This is a genomic window from Streptomyces diastatochromogenes, from assembly GCF_002242805.1.
Classification (GTDB): Bacteria; Actinomycetota; Actinomycetes; order Streptomycetales; family Streptomycetaceae; genus Streptomyces; species Streptomyces diastatochromogenes.
Genome location: NZ_MCGQ01000027.1, coordinates 24,168 through 39,978, shown reverse-complemented (window position 1 = coordinate 39,978; position 15,811 = coordinate 24,168). Strand labels below are relative to the sequence as shown.

At 70.8% G+C, this 15,811-nt stretch carries 14 protein-coding genes; 9 read left to right on the top strand and 5 right to left on the bottom strand.

The window, feature by feature from the left end:
• The 4 genes from BEK98_RS29255 (at position 1) to BEK98_RS29240 (ending at position 4,188) form a co-directional block, all read left to right on the top strand.
• Positions 1–1,179 (top strand): acyl-CoA dehydrogenase family protein, encoded by a 1,179-nt coding sequence (locus BEK98_RS29255; RefSeq protein WP_094219694.1) that lies wholly within the window; start codon positions 1–3, stop codon positions 1,177–1,179.
• 94 nt (positions 1,180–1,273) lie between these two features.
• The gene (locus tag BEK98_RS29250; RefSeq protein ID WP_094219693.1) at positions 1,274–2,071 is read left to right on the top strand and encodes an SGNH/GDSL hydrolase family protein; all 798 of its coding nucleotides are present in this window, start codon (positions 1,274–1,276) and stop codon (positions 2,069–2,071) included.
• Positions 2,072–2,098: 27 nt separating this feature from the next.
• Positions 2,099–3,508 (top strand): DUF3533 domain-containing protein, encoded by a 1,410-nt coding sequence (locus BEK98_RS29245; RefSeq protein ID WP_094219692.1) that lies wholly within the window; start codon positions 2,099–2,101, stop codon positions 3,506–3,508.
• A gap of 101 nt (positions 3,509–3,609) precedes the next feature.
• Positions 3,610–4,188 (top strand): PadR family transcriptional regulator, encoded by a 579-nt coding sequence (locus tag BEK98_RS29240; RefSeq protein WP_094219691.1) that lies wholly within the window; start codon positions 3,610–3,612, stop codon positions 4,186–4,188.
• A gap of 21 nt (positions 4,189–4,209) precedes the next feature.
• Here BEK98_RS29240 and BEK98_RS29235 read toward each other — a convergent pair whose 3' ends face one another.
• The 4 genes from BEK98_RS29235 to BEK98_RS29220 form a co-directional block, all read right to left on the bottom strand.
• Complete coding sequence (locus tag BEK98_RS29235; RefSeq protein ID WP_094219690.1) at positions 4,210–5,079, bottom strand: HTD2 family dehydratase; 870 nt, start codon at positions 5,077–5,079, stop codon at positions 4,210–4,212.
• Positions 5,080–5,094: 15 nt separating this feature from the next.
• Positions 5,095–5,688 (bottom strand): thiamine pyrophosphate-dependent enzyme, encoded by a 594-nt coding sequence (locus tag BEK98_RS29230; protein ID WP_094219689.1) that lies wholly within the window; start codon positions 5,686–5,688, stop codon positions 5,095–5,097.
• Positions 5,685–6,227 carry a phosphonopyruvate decarboxylase gene (locus tag BEK98_RS29225; protein WP_094219688.1) on the bottom strand — a complete coding sequence of 181 codons (543 nt, stop codon included), beginning with the start codon at positions 6,225–6,227 and terminating at the stop codon, positions 5,685–5,687. Before BEK98_RS29225 ends, BEK98_RS29230 begins: the two co-directional genes overlap by 4 nt.
• A 75-nt stretch (positions 6,228–6,302) precedes the next feature.
• On the bottom strand, positions 6,303–7,250 hold the full coding sequence (locus BEK98_RS29220) for a LysR family transcriptional regulator (protein ID WP_094219798.1): 948 nt from the start codon (positions 7,248–7,250) through the stop codon (positions 6,303–6,305).
• Positions 7,251–7,379: 129 nt separating this feature from the next.
• Here BEK98_RS29220 and BEK98_RS29215 point away from each other — a divergent pair, with 129 nt between their 5' ends.
• The 5 genes from BEK98_RS29215 to BEK98_RS29195 all read left to right on the top strand — a co-directional run bounded on the left by BEK98_RS29215 (position 7,380) and on the right by BEK98_RS29195 (position 14,938).
• Positions 7,380–8,579, top strand: coding sequence for a CaiB/BaiF CoA transferase family protein (locus BEK98_RS29215; protein ID WP_094219687.1), 1,200 nt, complete (start codon positions 7,380–7,382; stop codon positions 8,577–8,579).
• 47 nt (positions 8,580–8,626) lie between these two features.
• On the top strand, positions 8,627–9,793 hold the full coding sequence (locus tag BEK98_RS29210; protein ID WP_094219686.1) for an acyl-CoA dehydrogenase family protein: 1,167 nt from the start codon (positions 8,627–8,629) through the stop codon (positions 9,791–9,793).
• A gap of 155 nt (positions 9,794–9,948) precedes the next feature.
• Positions 9,949–10,950, top strand: a complete 1,002-nt coding sequence (locus BEK98_RS29205; protein ID WP_094219685.1) for a LacI family DNA-binding transcriptional regulator — start codon at positions 9,949–9,951, stop codon at positions 10,948–10,950.
• Between the two features lie 122 nt (positions 10,951–11,072).
• The gene (gene uvrA, locus BEK98_RS29200) at positions 11,073–13,922 is read left to right on the top strand and encodes an excinuclease ABC subunit UvrA (RefSeq protein WP_094219684.1); all 2,850 of its coding nucleotides are present in this window, start codon (positions 11,073–11,075) and stop codon (positions 13,920–13,922) included.
• Positions 13,919–14,938 carry an RNA polymerase sigma factor gene (locus BEK98_RS29195; protein ID WP_244202054.1) on the top strand — a complete coding sequence of 340 codons (1,020 nt, stop codon included), beginning with the start codon at positions 13,919–13,921 and terminating at the stop codon, positions 14,936–14,938. The genes uvrA and BEK98_RS29195 overlap by 4 nt, the downstream gene beginning before the upstream one ends.
• 17 nt (positions 14,939–14,955) lie before the next feature.
• Here BEK98_RS29195 and BEK98_RS29190 read toward each other — a convergent pair whose 3' ends face one another.
• The gene (locus BEK98_RS29190) at positions 14,956–15,552 is read right to left on the bottom strand and encodes a hypothetical protein (protein ID WP_094219682.1); all 597 of its coding nucleotides are present in this window, start codon (positions 15,550–15,552) and stop codon (positions 14,956–14,958) included.
• Positions 15,553–15,811: the final 259 nt, after the last annotated feature.

The window sequence follows — 15,811 nt, the reverse complement described above, 5'->3', positions numbered from 1 at the left end:
ATGCCCTTCCCCGTGCTGGATCCCGCCGACCCGCTCGGTCTGGAAGCCCTCCTGGGCGACGAGGAGCGGGCCGTACGCGACACCGTCCGCCGGTACTGCGCCGAGCGGACCGAGCCGCACATCGCCGACTGGTTCGAGCGCGGCGAGCTGCCCGACCTGCCGGAACTCGCCCGGGGTTTCGGCAAGCTCGGCCTGCTCGGCATGCACCTGGAGGGATACGGCTGCGCGGGCATGTCCGCCCTCGCGTACGGCGTCGCCTGCCGCGAACTGGAGGCCTGTGACTCGGGGCTGCGGTCGTTCGTCTCCGTGCAGGGGTCCCTCGCGATGTTCGCCGTCCACCGGTTCGGGAGCGAGGAACAGAAGCGGGAGTGGCTGCCGCGGATGGCGGCGGGTGAGGCCATCGGCTGCTTCGGTCTGACCGAGCCCGACCACGGCTCGGACCCGTCGTCCCTGCGGACCCGGGCCCGCCGCGACGGCGGCGACTGGATCCTCGACGGCCGCAAGATGTGGATCACCAACGGTTCGGTGGCCGAGATGGCGATCGTCTGGGCGCGCACCGACGACGGCATCCGCGGCTTCCTCGTCCCCACCGCCACGCCCGGCTTCTCCGCGCCCGAGATCAAGCACAAGATGTCGCTGCGGGCGAGCGTCACCAGCGAACTGGTCCTGGACGGCGTACGGCTCCCCGCGAGCGCGCAGCTGCCCGGTGCGCGCGGCGTGTCCGCGCCTCTGACCTGCCTGAACGAGGCTCGCTACGGGATCGTGTGGGGCGTCACGGGCGCGGCACGCTCGGCCTGGCAGGCGGCCGCCCGGTACGCGGCCCAGCGCGAGCAGTTCGGCAAGCCGCTCGCCGCCTTCCAGCTCACCCAGCAGAAGCTCGTCGACATGGCCCTGGAACTGCACAAGGCCACGCTCACGGCCCTGCACCTGGCGCGCCTCAAGGACGGGCCGGGCATCCAGCCCGCGCAGATCAGCTTCGGCAAGCTCAACAACGTGCGCGAGGCCCTGGAGATCTGCCGCACCGCCCGCACGATCCTCGGCGCCAACGGCATCTCGCTGGAGTACCCGGTGATCCGGCACATGAACAACCTGGAGTCCGTCCTCACCTACGAAGGCACCACCGAGATGCACACCCTCGCGCTGGGCCAGGCGCTGACGGGTCACGCGGCCTTCCGCTGACGGTCCGCCCACGGCGACGCTCGCGCTCCACTGTATAGTCAACAATGCACATAGGTCATTCGTTGGCTAATCGCGTGGTGAGAGGTGGTCGACCGTGTCGGACGGCGCATATCTGCGGTACGTCGCGCTCGGCGACAGCCAGACGGAGGGGGTGGGCGACGGCGACGACGCGACAGCTCTGCGCGGCTGGGCCGACCGGCTTGCCGAAACGGTCGCGCGGAGCAGTCCGGGTCTTCGGTACGCCAACCTCGCGGTACGCGGACGGCTCGCCGGGCAGGTCCATGCCGAGCAGCTCGCGCCCGCACTGGCGCTGCGGCCCGACCTCGCCACGGTCGTCGCCGGCGTCAATGACCTGCTGCGCCCCCGCGTCGACGTGGACGCGGTGGCCGGGCATCTGGAGTCGATGTTCGCCGCGCTCGGCGCCCAGGGCGCCCGTGTCGCGACGCTGACCTTCCCCGATCCCGCCCGCATCGCCCCGCTCGCCCGACCGGTCAGCCACCGGGTCGTCGCGCTCAACGACCGGATCAAGGAGGCCGCTCGGCGTCACGACGTCGTCGTGGTCGACGCCTCCCACCACCCCGTGGTGACAGATCCGCGCATGTGGAGCGCGGACCGGCTGCACGCCAGTCCCCGGGGGCACGCGCTCATCGCCGCCGCTGTCGCGCACGCGCTCGGCGTGCCCGGCAGTGACGACAGCTGGACGCGCCCCCCGCTCCCCGCTCCGGCAGCGCGCGCGGGACGGCGCGCCGTCGGTGGGGAAGTGCGCTGGGTCGGCTCCTTCCTGGGGCCATGGATCCTGCGCCGGGTGCGCGGCCGGTCCTCCGGTGACGGACGGCAGGCCAAGCGACCCGACCTGCTCCCGGTGGCCGTGCCCACCGAGGGAATTCGCTGATTTCTTGTTGACTACCGGAGTTGAGTCATGACCTCTACCGCACGTCCCTTCCGGGTGCTGCGTTCCAAACCCTTGTGGATGTCCAACGGCGTGATCGTGGGGGTCCTGGCGATCCTGTTCGCCGTGTTCTACGTCGGCGCCAACATCGATCCGCCCGGCCACATGCACCACCTGCCCGTGGGACTGGTCAACGCCGACAAGGGCGCGACCGTCGGCGGCAAAGAGGTCAACCTCGGTGCGCGGATAACCGGTTCGATCGAGAAGTCCAGGGCGAGCGGGGACAAGATCGAGTGGAAGGTGATGGACGAGAAGGAGGTGAAGAAGGAACTCGGCAAGGGCAAGCTGTACGGCGCCCTCGTCGTTCCCCGTGACTTCAGTGCCTCCGTGGCGGCGCTCACCACCACCTCGCACGGGACACCGGTCCGCCCCGCGCTGACCGTGCTGACCAACCAGTCCGCGGGCAGCCTGGGCTCCAGTCTGGCCCGACAGGCGACGACGACCGCCGCCCAGAGTGCCTCCGTCTCCGTGGGCAAGGACCTCACCAGGCAGGTCGAGGCCGCGCAGGCCAAGGCCGTCAAGGCGGCGCAGGCCAAGGCTGCGAAGGCTGCGCATGCCAAGGGCGCCAAGGCCCCGAGGGCCCAGGGTGCGACCTCCAAGGCGGCTGCCGCGCAGACCCAGCTGCCCACCGCGGCGCGCCTCCTGCTGGCTGATCCCGCCGCCGTGCACATCGAGGACGGTCACCCGCTCGACTCCCACTCGGGTCTGGGCCTGACGGCGTTCTACTACTCACTCGTCCTCGTCGTGTGCGGCATGCTCTCCGCCAACGTCATCGGCGGCCAGGTGGATCACGCCCTCGGCTACACCCACAACGACATGGGCCCGCTGCGCAAGCACAACCCTCTGGTGCGCGCGACGCGCGTGCAGACGCTGGCCATCAGCAGCACCCTCATGATCGGCCTCTCGATCGTCATGGCCAGTCTCGTCATGGCGGGAGCCATCGGACTCATGGGGATGGACGCATCCCACCTGCCGCTGCTGTGGCTGTACTCCGTGGCGGCGATCGCGGTCTGCGGGATCGGTGCCCTGAGCCTGATCGCGGTGTTCGGCACCCCCGGCATGCTCCTGGTCACGCTGTTCTACATCGCGATGGCGGTCCCGACGGCCGGAGCCACGACCCCGGTCCAGGCGCTCCCCGGCTTCTACCGCTTCCTCGCGGAGTTCGAGCCCCTGCGGCAGATCACCGGCGGCGTCCGGTCGATCCTGTACTACGGCGCCCAGGGCGACGCGGGCCTGACCCGCGGCTGGATCATGCTGGGCGTCGGTCTCCTGGCCGCCGGCCTCTTCGGATTCGGCATGACCCGCCTCTACGACCGCAAGGGCCTGCACCGCATCCCGCACGAGGCCGGTGAACCGGAGAGGGCCGCGGTTCCGGCCTGATGCCGCTGAACCCCCGCTGAACCCCGGCTGAACCCCCCCTCGGCACCGGATGGGAATATGCAACTTTTTGAATATTCCCATCCGGTGCTAAATTGGCGGTCATGGCTCTGCGCAATGCGGTGATGGCCGCGCTCTTGGAGGGTGAGGCGTCCGGGTACGACCTCGCGAAGGGGTTCCAGTCCTCGGTCGCCAACTTCTGGATGGCCACCCCGCAGCAGATCTACCGGGAGCTGGAGCGCATGGAGAGCGAGGGCCTCGTCGCCGCTCGCTTCGTCCAGCAGGAGCGCAGGCCCAACAAGCGGCTCTTCTCGCTCACCGAGGCCGGGTATGCGGCCGTGCACGCCTACACCACCGAGCCTCCCGCCAAGCCGACCGCGATCAGGGACGAACTGCTGGTCAAGGTCCAGTGCGTCGACGTCGGCGATCTCCAGGCCGTGCGTGCGGCGATCGCCCAGCGCATGGAACTGGCCGCCGCCAAGGTCGTCCGCTTCGAGCGAGCCCGCGAGCGCCTGCTCGCCGGACGTACCGAGGACGAGTACTTCGGCACCGCCGAACGCATCGGCCCCTACCTCACCTTGCTGCGCGGCCTGTCCCTGGAGCAGGACAATCTCCGGTGGGGCGAGGTCGCTCTGAAGCGGCTCGATCAGCGCACCGCGGCACTCGCCGCACGGGCCGAGTGATCAGGTCGCCGCGCCGCTGCTTCAGGTGAACGTCACCTCGGCGGATGCGTGCCGGGCCTCCCGGTGTGTCGCGACGCACAGCTGCGCCTGTCGGGCGGAGGGCGTGCCGACGGCCAGGAGGTGCTCGCCGGCGAACGCCGGCCGGTGCAGCCGGTAGGACAGGGACCGGATCCGGCGCTCCGGGGCGTTCCTGCGGACCGACTCCAGCATCAGCAGCGCCAGCAGGGGGCCGTGGACCACGAGACCGGGATAGCCCTCCGTGTCGTGGCAGTACGGGGCGTCGTAATGGATGCGGTGTGCGTTGGCGGTGAGGGCGCTGAACCGGAACAGCAGCGTCGGATCCGGCCGCAGGCGCAACTGCCACGGGCCCTCGGCCAGGGGGACGGCCCGGTCGTCCAGCGCGGCCGGATGCTGCCCGGCGCCGCGCCCCGACCGGTAGACGATGTCCTGTTCCTCGACCAGGCAGGTGCGGCCGTACTGCCGGAACTCCTGGCGTTCCGTGACGAACAGCAGCTCTCCGGTGCGCCCGCGCTTGGCCGTCACCGCGGTCAGGCTGCTGACACGAGCGGCCGGTTCGCCGAGGCGCAGCGGCTCGGTGATCTCGCAGCGGCCGCCGGCGAACATCCGCTGCCGATCCGGGATGGGCGGCAGGAACCGCGCGTCGCGCAGATGGCCGTCGGGGCCGAGCTGCCGCTGGGCGGGCCAGTGCAGGAAGTAGAACCACTGCCACAGGGGCGGCAGGGGGTCCCCGGACGTGGCGACGGAGTCGGGCAGGTCCAGGAGCGCGGACACGGCCGCTGCCGGACCCGGGTGCAGGGCGTCCTCGTCCGTGAGCGGACCGGGATTCCACGACTCCACGTAGGAGCCGAGCGGGAGGGATGCGGAAGGCATGCTCGCACCGCCGGATCAGAAGCTGCTCAGGCCGAGCGCCGCGCGGAAGGAGTTCTTGTTCGCGACGCCGTCGCGCGGGGGGAGGGCACGCGGCGGCTCGCTGGTGCTGATCAGCACCTGCGCGTACGTGGTCGCGGCGCGCGCCTTGATCCGGGTGGCGAGGTCCTCGGTCTGCGCCGGGTCGGTGATCCGTACGGCTCCGCGGATGCCGAAGCCCTGGGCGACGGCGACGAGATCGGTGCCGAGGCCGGTGTGGCTGGGCTGCATGCCGGTCTCGCCGAAGTGGGCGTTGTCCAGCACCACGAGGGTCAGGTTGGGCGGCAGCTTGGCGCCGATCGTGGCCAACGTGCCGATGCCCATGAGGTGTTCGCCGTCGCCGGTGACCGCCACGACCGGGCGGCCCGGCTGGGCGAGGGCGAGACCGAGGGCGAGCGGGGCGGCGCCGCCCATGGCGCCCCAGAGGTAGAAGGTGCCCGGCCGGTCTCCGGCGGCGAACACGTCGTAGCTGGGCGAGCCGAGCCCGGTGACGACGAGGGCGTCCTCGGGGAGGCGGGCGATCAGGTCGGCGACGAACCTGCGCCGATCGAGTCGTACAGGCGTGGCGGTCATCCGTTGCGCTCCCACTTCTTGCGGCCGATCAGCTTCTGTCCGAGCAGTACGGCGACGCGCTCACCGGCCCCGAACACCGAGTCCAGGGCCGCCTCGACGGTGTCCCCGACCTCGTCCGGGTAGTCGGCGCGCAGGACGGTGACGCCCATCAGCTCCAGCGCCTGCCCGGTGGTCCGGCCCATGGGCCCCTGCCAGGGGTTGAACTCGGCGTACTCGCCGCGCATCGTCACCAGCGTCAGGAAGGGGAACCGGCCCATCTCCAGCAGGGAGAACATGTTGACGCAGTTGCCGACCCCGCTGCTCTGCATGAGCAGCACCGCCCGCTGCCCGCCCAGCCAGGCGCCGCTCACGACGGCGACGCCCTCCTCCTCCGTGGTCAGCACCACGTCGTGGATGCCGGGGTCCCGCCGCGCCTCGTCGATCACATGGGAGTGGCCGGCGTCCGGCACGTAGGCGATCTGCTGGATCCCGCGGTTCTTCAGGGCGGCGAACACGTCCTCCTGCCAGGAGGGCGGGGCGGGAACGGGTGTCTCGTTCATGCCGCCCATCATGAGTGCTGATGGATGGCGCGGAACAATAGAAAACCGTGATCGCGGTATGCGCTGCCCGTATGACTACTGCTCGGTGGCGTCGGTTTCCTGGAGCCGGGCGGAGAGCCAGCGGCCGCCGGTCACCTCCGTGCGGATCCGCTGCACCAGCTCGCGCGCGACGACCTGCACGGCGGGCGGCGTCCGCCCGGATCTCGGCGTGGCGAGGACGATCGAGCGCCACACGTCCGGCTCGGACAGCGGCGCGGCGCTGAGCGTGCCGGCGGCGACGTCCTCGGCGATCCCGACGCCGGGCAGTACGGTCCAGCCGTGCCCGGCCAGCACGAGCTGCTTCTGCACCCGCATGGAGTTGGTCTGGACGGCGACGTCCAGCTCGGCCCCGGCCCGTCCCGCGGCGGCGTCGATCAGGGCGCGCAGCGCGTGACCGGAGGCGGGCATCACGAGCGGGTGGGCGGCGGCCTCGGCGAACGGGACGGGCCGGTCCGCCCGCAGACCGGCCGCCGCGGGAGCGACCACCCACAGGTGTTCCCGTACCAGCGGACGGGCGTTGAGCGACGGCGTGCTGTCCAGGTTGTACAGCAGGCTCAGATCGAGGTCCCCGTCGTCGAGCCACTGCTGCAGATGCCCGGAGTAGGCGGTCATCAGGCGCAGTTCGATGCCCGGGTGGTCGCGGGCCACGGCACGTACGAGCGGTTCGGCCAGCAGCTCGGCGGTGCTCTCGAGCAGGCCGACCGTGACGATGCCGGTCACCACACCGGGAGCCGGCCGCACCTCGGCACGGGCCCGCTCCAGTTCGTTCAGGGCGCGGCGGGCGCGGTCCACCATGATCGCGCCGGCCTCCGTCGGCCGCATGCCCTGGCGGGTGCGCTCGAAGAGGGGGACGCCCAGCTCCTGCTCCAGCGTGCGGATCTGCCGGGTGACCGCGGGCTGCACCAGGTGCAGCAGCTCGGCGGCCCGCGTGACACTGCCCACCTCGGCGACGGTGACCAGGGCCTTGAGCTGTCTGACGTCCACGGTCGCTTCCTCCGGAGCCATCCGCGGTGCGCATGGCTCGATCACGTATTGCTATTTCACTCCGCCTGCCATGAGTCTTCATGATGGTACTGCCTGGTCAGGGACAGAAACCCGCCTGGAGGTCACCGCATGACCGAACCCCCGGAAGACCTGCCGCTCCACGGCATCACCGTCGTCAGCGTCGAGCAGGCGGTGGCGGCCCCCTTCGCCACCCGGCAGCTGGCCGACCTCGGCGCCCGGGTCATCAAGGTGGAGCGCCCCTCAGGAGGCGACTTCGCCCGCCGCTACGACACGACCGTGCACGGCGACTCCAGCTACTTCTTCTGGCTCAACCGCTCGAAGGAGTCCCTGACACTCGACCTGAAGTCGGACGCCGGGCGGCAGATCCTAGAGCAACTCCTCACCCGGGCCGACGTGTTCGTGCAGAACCTGGCCCCGGGCGCGGCCGCCGGGATGGGCTTCGGAGCGGCGGCGCTCGCCGGGCGCTTCCCGTCCCTCGTTCCCTGCTCCGTGACGGGCTACGGATCCAGCGGGCCGTGGGCCGGCCGCAAGGCCTACGACCTGCTGGTGCAGTGCCAGACCGGCCTGGTCTCCCTCACCGGAGGCCCCGACGGGCCCGCCCGCGTCGGCATCTCGATCGCCGACATCGCCGCCGGCATGTACGCGTTCTCCGGCATCCTCACCGCCCTGTTCACCCGGGCCACCACGGGCGTCGCCCGCGCGGTCGAGGTGTCGCTGTTCGAGGCGCTGGCGGAGTGGATGAGCCAGCCGGCCCACTACACCCGCTTCGGCGGCACCCAGCCTCCGCGGCTCGGCACCCGGCACGCCACCATCGCCCCCTACGGCACCCACACCGCCGCCGACGGCAAGGACGTCCTGTTCTCCGTCCAGAACGAACACGAATGGGCCGCCCTGTGCGAACGGTTCCTCGAAGCTCCCGGCCTTGTCGACGACCCGCGCTTCGCCACCAACGCCGACCGCGTGACCCATCGGGCGGAGCTGGACGCCCTGCTGGCCGAGCGGTTCGCGCGGTCGAGCAGCGCCGAGGCGATGAAGGCGCTGGACGAGGCCGGCATCGCCAACTCCGGAGTCAACGACGTAGAGGGCTTCCTCGCCCACCCCGTGCTCGCCGGCCGCGAGCGCTGGCGGGACGTGCGGACCTCCGGGGGAGCGACGGCCCCGGCGCTGCTGCCGCCGGTGGACCTGGCCGGCACCAGTCCCCGGATGGACGCCGTCCCCGCCGTGGGCGAGCACACCGAGCGGATCCTGGCTGAACTGGGGTACAGCGCGGCCGACACGGCGGACCTGCGCACCGACGGCGTCATCTGAACCGGCCGGGCACGGACGGAACTTCCCGCAAGGAGCGTCATCACACCATGAGCACCCTCGACATCCTCTCCGAGGACGAACAGTTCATCGTCAGGACGGTGCGCGACTTCGTCGACAAGGACGTCAGGCCGGTCGTCCGGGAACTGGAGCACACCGACACCTACCCCGAAGCCCTCATCGACCGGATGAAGGAACTCGGCGTCTTCGGCCTCGCCGTCCCGCAGGAGTACGGCGGCACACCCGTCTCCACGCCCTGCTACGTCCTGATCACCGAGGAGCTGGCGCGCGGCTGGATGAGCCTGGCCGGCGCGATGGGCGGGCACACGGTGGTCGCCAAGCTGCTGCTGCACTTCGGCACCGAGGAGCAGAAGCGCCGCTACCTGCCGAGGATGGCCACCGGTGAGGTCCGGGCGACGATGGCCCTGACCGAGCCGGGCGGCGGCTCCGACCTCCAGGCCATCCGCACGGTCGCCCGCAAGGACGCCGACGGCTACGTGGTCGACGGGGCGAAGACATGGATCACCAACTCCCGCCGCTCCCGGCTGATCGCCCTGCTGTGCAAGACGGATCCGGAGGCGAGCCCCGCCCACCGGGGCATCTCCGTCCTCCTCGCCGAGCACGGCCCCGGACTCACCGTCTCGCGCGACCTGCCCAAGCTCGGCTACAAGGGCGTGGAGAGCTGCGAGCTGTCCTTCGAGGACTACCGGGTGCCGGCCGACGCCGTACTCGGCGGGGTCGAGGGCAAGGGGTTCGCCCAGATGATGAAGGGCCTGGAGACGGGCCGGCTCCAGGTCGCCGCCCGCGCCCTCGGGGTGGGCCGGGCGGCGCTGGAGGACTCGCTCGCCTACGCCCAGGAGCGCGAGTCGTTCGGCAAGCCGATCTGGCAGCACCAGTCCATCGGCAACCACCTCGCCGACATGGCCACTTCACTGACCGCGGCCCGCCAGCTGACCCTGTACGCGGCCCGCGAGGCCGATGCGGGCCGACGGGTGGACATGGAGGCGGGCATGGCCAAGCTGTTCGCGTCCGAGACGGCCATGCAGATCGCCCTCAACGCCGTCCGTATTCACGGCGCTTACGGCTACTCGACCGAGTTCGACGTGGAGCGCTACTTCCGCGACGCCCCGCTGATGATCGTCGGCGAGGGCACGAACGAGATCCAGCGCAACGTCATCGCGGCCCAGCTGGTGAAGCGGGGAGGACTCGACGCCTGAACCTCGTGCAGGTGCCGGGGTGCTCCCACGCGCTGTCCGCATGTGTGCTGCCGCGCTCTACTAGTGCGCTCTAGGACGAGTACGATGACCTCTGTCAAGGGCGCCGTCGGAGGGTGGGATCACTGGTGGATACGTCGGGCAGGCAGCGGCCCACGATGGCGGACGTCGCCGAGAAGGCGGGCGTCTCCCGGGCGCTCGTCTCGATCGTGTTCCGCAACCAGCCGGGGGCGAGCGAGGAGACCCGGCAGCGGGTCCTGCGCGTCGCCGACGAGATCGGTTACCGGCCCGACAGCGCGGCCCGGCTGCTGGCGCGCGGGCGGAGCCGCACGCTCGGCGTCATGTTCACGGTGCACCAGACGTTCCAGACGGACCTCATCGAGGGGATCTATCCGGAGGCCGAGCGGCTCGGCTACGACGTCCTGCTCTCCGCCACCGCACCCGGCCGCAACGAGGCCAAGGCGGTGGAGGCGCTGCTCAGTCACCGGTGTGAGGCACTGATCCTGCTCGGCCCGGATGCCGAGGCCGGGTACCTCGACGACATCGGGCACCGCGCGGTCACCGTCTCGGTCAGCCGCCGTGTGCCCGGTGCCCGCGTGGACTTCGTGCACAGCGCCGAGGGCAAGGGTGTGCGGCAGGCCATGGAGCATCTCGTGGAGCTGGGCCACCGCCGGATCGTGCACGTCGACGGCGGTCGCGGCCCCGGCTCGGCCGAGCGGCGGCGTGCCTACCGGGCGGCGATGCGCCGGCACGGCCTGGAGTCCGAACAGCGGGTGATCCCCGGCGACCACACCGAGCAGGCCGGCATCGAGACCGGCCGCCTCCTCCTGGCGGAACGCGACCGCGGGCTCGCCCTGCCGACGGCGATTCTCGCCGGCAACGACCGTTGCGCGATGGGCGTGTTGATGGCGCTCACGCGGGCCGGGGTCGAGGTCCCGCGCGACGTGTCGGTCGTCGGCTACGACGACAGCCACCTCTCCCACCTGATGCCGATCGGCCTGACCACCGTGCGCCAGGACGCGACGCTCATGGCGGAGCACGCGGTGCGGTTCGCCGTGGAGCGGCTGGAGAACCCCGGACTCGAACCCAGGGAAGCCGTGCTGGACCCCAAGCTGGTGGTGCGGGGGACGAGCGGCCCGCCGCCGGACGGGGCGGCCTGACGCCCTCGCCCGGGTTTGTTGCACAGACGTCCACCTATTGCGTCAAGGGCGATATTTATCACGCAAGAAATGCGTGAAACACGCGGCGCTCCTGCCGTCCACGAGCTGTTACCGTTCATTCGGTGAGAGACCGGATCATTGTCAAGGGCGCTCGGCAGCATAATCTCAAGGGTGTTTCCGTCGAATTGCCCCGGAACTCGCTCGTGGTATTCACAGGGGTCTCGGGATCGGGAAAATCGAGCCTTGCCTTCTATGCGATTTTCGCGGAGGGGCAACGCCGTTATGTCGAATCACTGTCGGCGTATGCCAGGCAATTCCTGGGGCAGCTCGACAAGCCGGATGTCGACGTCATCGAGGGATTGTCCCCGGCGATCGCCATCGATCAGAAGACGACCGGACGCAATCCGCGCTCCACGGTGGGCACGATCACCGAGGTGTACGACCATCTGCGGCTGCTTTATGCGCGGATCGGAAGGCCGCATTGTCCGGAGTGCGGGGAGGCCGTCAGCCGGCAGACTCCCCAGCGGATCGTGGACCAGTTGCTCTCGGCGGAAGAAGGCACACGGCTCCTGATTCTCGCGCCGGTCGTCCGTGACCGGAAAGGCGAACACGGCGATGTTTTCCGGCAGCTGAGCGCCGACGGATTCAGCCGCGTCCGTGTCGACGGCCAGGTTTTCTCGCTCTCCTCGCCGCCTGCCCTGGACGGACGGAGAAAACACGTCGTCGACGTGGTGGTGGACCGGATCCCGGTCCGGCCCGGCATCCGGCAGCGGCTGACCGAGTCCGTGGAGACCGCGCTCGGACTCGCGGGCGGCGCGCTGCGGGTGGAGTTCGTGGACCGGGACCCGGATGACGCCGGCCGTGAGGTGGTGTTCTCCGAGAAGATGGCCTGCCCGCGCTCCCACCCGCTCGGGCTGGAGGCGCTGGAGCCCCGGCTGTTCTCCTTCAACGCCCCCTGGGCAGCCTGCCCCGCCTGCACGGGCCTCGGAGCACGCACCGAGGTGGATCCCGCCCTCGTCGTTCCGGACGACGGCAAGTCCCTGGCCGAGGGAGCCATCGCGCCCTGGACCAACACCAGCGGCGCCGACTACTTCACCCTGCTGCTCACCGCCCTGGCCGCCGACGCCGGGTTCAGCATGGACACACCCTGGCGCGACCTGCCCGCAGCCGCACGTCACACGCTGCTGCACGGGTCCGACCGGCGGCTCCACCTGGCCTACCGCAACCGCTACGGCCGGGAGCGCGCGCACCTCACGCGCTACGAGGGCGTCATCCCGCACATCGAACGCCGTCATGCCGAGGCCACCGAGTCCGGCACCGTCCAGGAGCGGTTCGCCGGCTACCTGCGCGCCGTGCCCTGCTCGGCCTGCGGGGGCGCGCGGCTCGCCCCGAGCGTGCTGGCCGTGACGGTCGGCGGGCGGAACATCGCCGAGGTGGCCGCGCTGCCCCTCGACGAACTGGCCCGTTTCGTCGACGGCCTGGAGCTGTCGGAGAGCGAGCGGCGGATCGCCGAGGCGGTCGTGGCCGAGATCGGCGAGCGGCTGCGGTTTCTGCTGGATGTGGGCCTGGACTATCTCTCCCTGGACCGGCCGGCCGCCTCCCTCTCCGGCGGCGAGGCCCAGCGCATCCGGCTCGCCACCCAGATCGGCGCCGGGCTGACGGGCGTGCTCTACGTGCTGGACGAACCGTCCATCGGACTGCACCAGCGCGACAACCAACGCCTCATCGGAACGCTGAAAAGGCTGCGCGACCGGGGCAACACGGTGATCGTCGTCGAGCACGACGAGGAGACGCTCCGGGTCGCCGACTGGGTCGTGGACATCGGCCCCGGCGCCGGCGAGCACGGCGGCGAGATCGTCCACGCGGGCACCGTCGACGAACTCCTGGGGCACCCCCGCTCGTTGACCGGCGCCTACCTGTCCGGACGGCGCGCCGTACCCGTGCCCGCACAGCGCCGCCCGCCGACCGAGGGCCGTACCCTCACCGTGCACGACGCGTCCGAGCACAACCTGAAGCACACCACCGTCGCCTTCCCGCTGGGGCTGTTCACCGCCGTCACCGGCGTCTCCGGGTCCGGGAAGTCGACGCTCGTCAACGACATCCTCCATGCCTCCCTGGCCCAGCGCCTGCTGCGGGCGCACAGGGTCCCAGGCCGGCATCGCACGATCACCGGCATCGAACACCTCGACAAGGTGATCCGCGTCGACCAGGACCCGATCGGCCGCAGCCCCCGCTCCAACCCCGCGACCTACACCGGGGTCTTCGACCACCTGCGCCGGCTGTTCGCGCAGACCCCGGAGGCGAAAGTACGCGGCTACCAGCCCGGCCGGTTCTCCTTCAACGTCAAGGGCGGCCGGTGCGAGCACTGCCACGGCGACGGCACCATCAGGGTGGAGATGAACTTCCTGCCCGACGTGTACGTACCGTGCGAGGTCTGCGGCGGCGCGCAGTACAACCGCGAGACGCTCGACGTGCACTACAAGGGCCGGTCGATCGCGGACGTCCTCGCCCTGACGATCGAGGAGAGCCTGGCCTTCTTCGACGGGCACCGGATCATCTCCCGGCACCTCCAGGCCCTGTACGACGTCGGGCTGGGCTATGTGAAGCTCGGCCAGCCGGCCACCACCCTGTCCGGGGGCGAGGCACAGCGCGTCAAACTCGCCGCCGAACTCCAGCGCCGTACCCGGGGACGCACCCTCTACGTCCTCGACGAGCCCACCACCGGCCTCCATGTCGCCGATGTCGACCGGCTGCTGAGTGTGCTGCACCGGCTGGTCGACGGCGGCGACTCGGTCGTGGTGATCGAGCACAACCTGGACGTGATCAAGACGGCCGACTGGGTCGTCGACCTGGGCCCGGAGGGCGGCCACCGGGGCGGTGAGGTGATCGCCGAGGGCACGCCGGAGCAGGTAGCCGCCCATCCACGGTCGTACACCGGCCGTTTCCTGAGCACACTGCTGGAGGCGCGATGAGCATGACCGCCACCGAGACGTGGATGGACGATCCCGAGGAACTCGTACGGGCCGAGGAACAGGAGACCGACACCCCCGACCCACTCCGCGCGGCCGAGGGCGGCACGGTCGACCAGGTCAGGGACTATCTGCGGCTCATCGCCCGGGTCAGGCTGCTGACCGCCGAACAGGAGGTGGACCTGGCCAGGCGGATCGAGGCCGGCCTGTACGCCGAACGCCTGATGTCCGAGACACCGGATCTCGACCCGCGCCACCGGCGTGAGCTGGCGGTGCTGGCCGAGGACGGCCGACGGGCCAGGACCCACATGATCGAGGCCAACCTGCGGCTGGTGGTGGCCATGGCCAAGCGGTACACCGGGCGCGGACTGCAGTTCCTGGACCTGATCCAGGAAGGCAACGGCGGGCTGATCAGGGCGGTGGAGAAGTTCGACTACGCCAAGGGCTTCAAGTTCTCGACCTACGCGACCTGGTGGATCCGGCAGGCGATCTCCCGCGCCCTGGCCGACCAGAGCCGGACCATCCGCCTCCCCGTGCACCTGGTGGAGGTCATCAACCGCGTGGCGCGCGTCCGCCGCGAACACCTCCACGCGACGGGGCGCGAGCCCACCCCCGAGGAACTGGCCGACAAGGCGGACGTGCCGGTGGAACGCCTGCCGGAACTGGAGAGCTACACCAGGGAACCCGTCTCGCTGCACACGGCGCTCAGCGACGACGGCGACGCCGAGTTCGGCGACCTCATCATGGACAGCGACGCGCCGACCCCCTGGGACATGGTGACCTTCGGCCTGCTGCAGGAGGCCATCCGCCACCTGCTCTCAGGGATGACCGCACGCGAGGCCGGGATCATCGCCCGCCGCTACGGCCTGTACGGCGGCCGGCCCTGCACGCTGGAGGAGATCGGCCAGGTCTACGGCGTCAGCCGCGAACGCATCCGCCAGATCGAGGCGAAGACCATGAGCAAACTACGCCACCCCGCACGCTCCCAGACCCTGAGGGACTTCCTGGACGCGATCTGATCCCGACCGGCAGCCTGCTAGCAGGCCCTGGCCGGTCCCACGCTCAGGACGGTCGCCCGTGGCAGCGTGACCCTGCCGTCCGTCTCCGTACGGATCGCCACCCGCTGCCGGTCGACCACGATCAACTCGCCGCACAGCACGCCACTGTTCGTCCTCACCACGACCGGATGCGTGGCCGGATCGCTCGTCGTCGTCACCCATGCGACGACGAGCGCCCCGACCACCAGGACCACCCCCAGGACACAACACAGAGAGGCCCAGGCCAGCGCCCGGGTCACCCGTGCCACCTCCTGCTCGGTCCAACGGCGCAGGGCCTGCCCGCCCAGGAGGATCTCGCGTTCCGGAGCCCCGTGCGCCGCCCGTACGGCCAGGAGCGAACCCGTGGTCAGCAGCAGGAAGGCCGCCAGCAGCAGACCGGTGGCGCTGTCGCGGGCCCAGGCGGGCAGGCCGGCGAGGTCGTCGCGGCCCTTCAGCAGCACGAGCACCGCGAGAAGTGCCGTCAGCCCCGTCAGTCCGGTCCGCCAGCCTTCGGCCTGTCTGCGCAGTTCCGGAAGTCTGGTGAATTCGACTTCACGGGCGAGTTCGGCCCAGCGGCGGTCGGAACGGGCGCTCATCGACGGATCCGCCAGCTCGCGCCACACCCGACGTACGACGTGTCCGGCGGGCACTGCGGATGGGCGTGGCCGCATTCGCACAGGTGGACTTCCGTCAGCAGGGGGTCCGGTTCACCCTCGGCTCTCGGTGTGTCCCCACGCGCGAACAGCAGGCTCAGCACCCCCTTCGACCCTGTTCCTGGCCGGGCCCACGGAAACAGCGTCCTGGTGGGACCGTGACACCGTGGACACGTCCCGGCGACGATCACTCCCCGCCCGT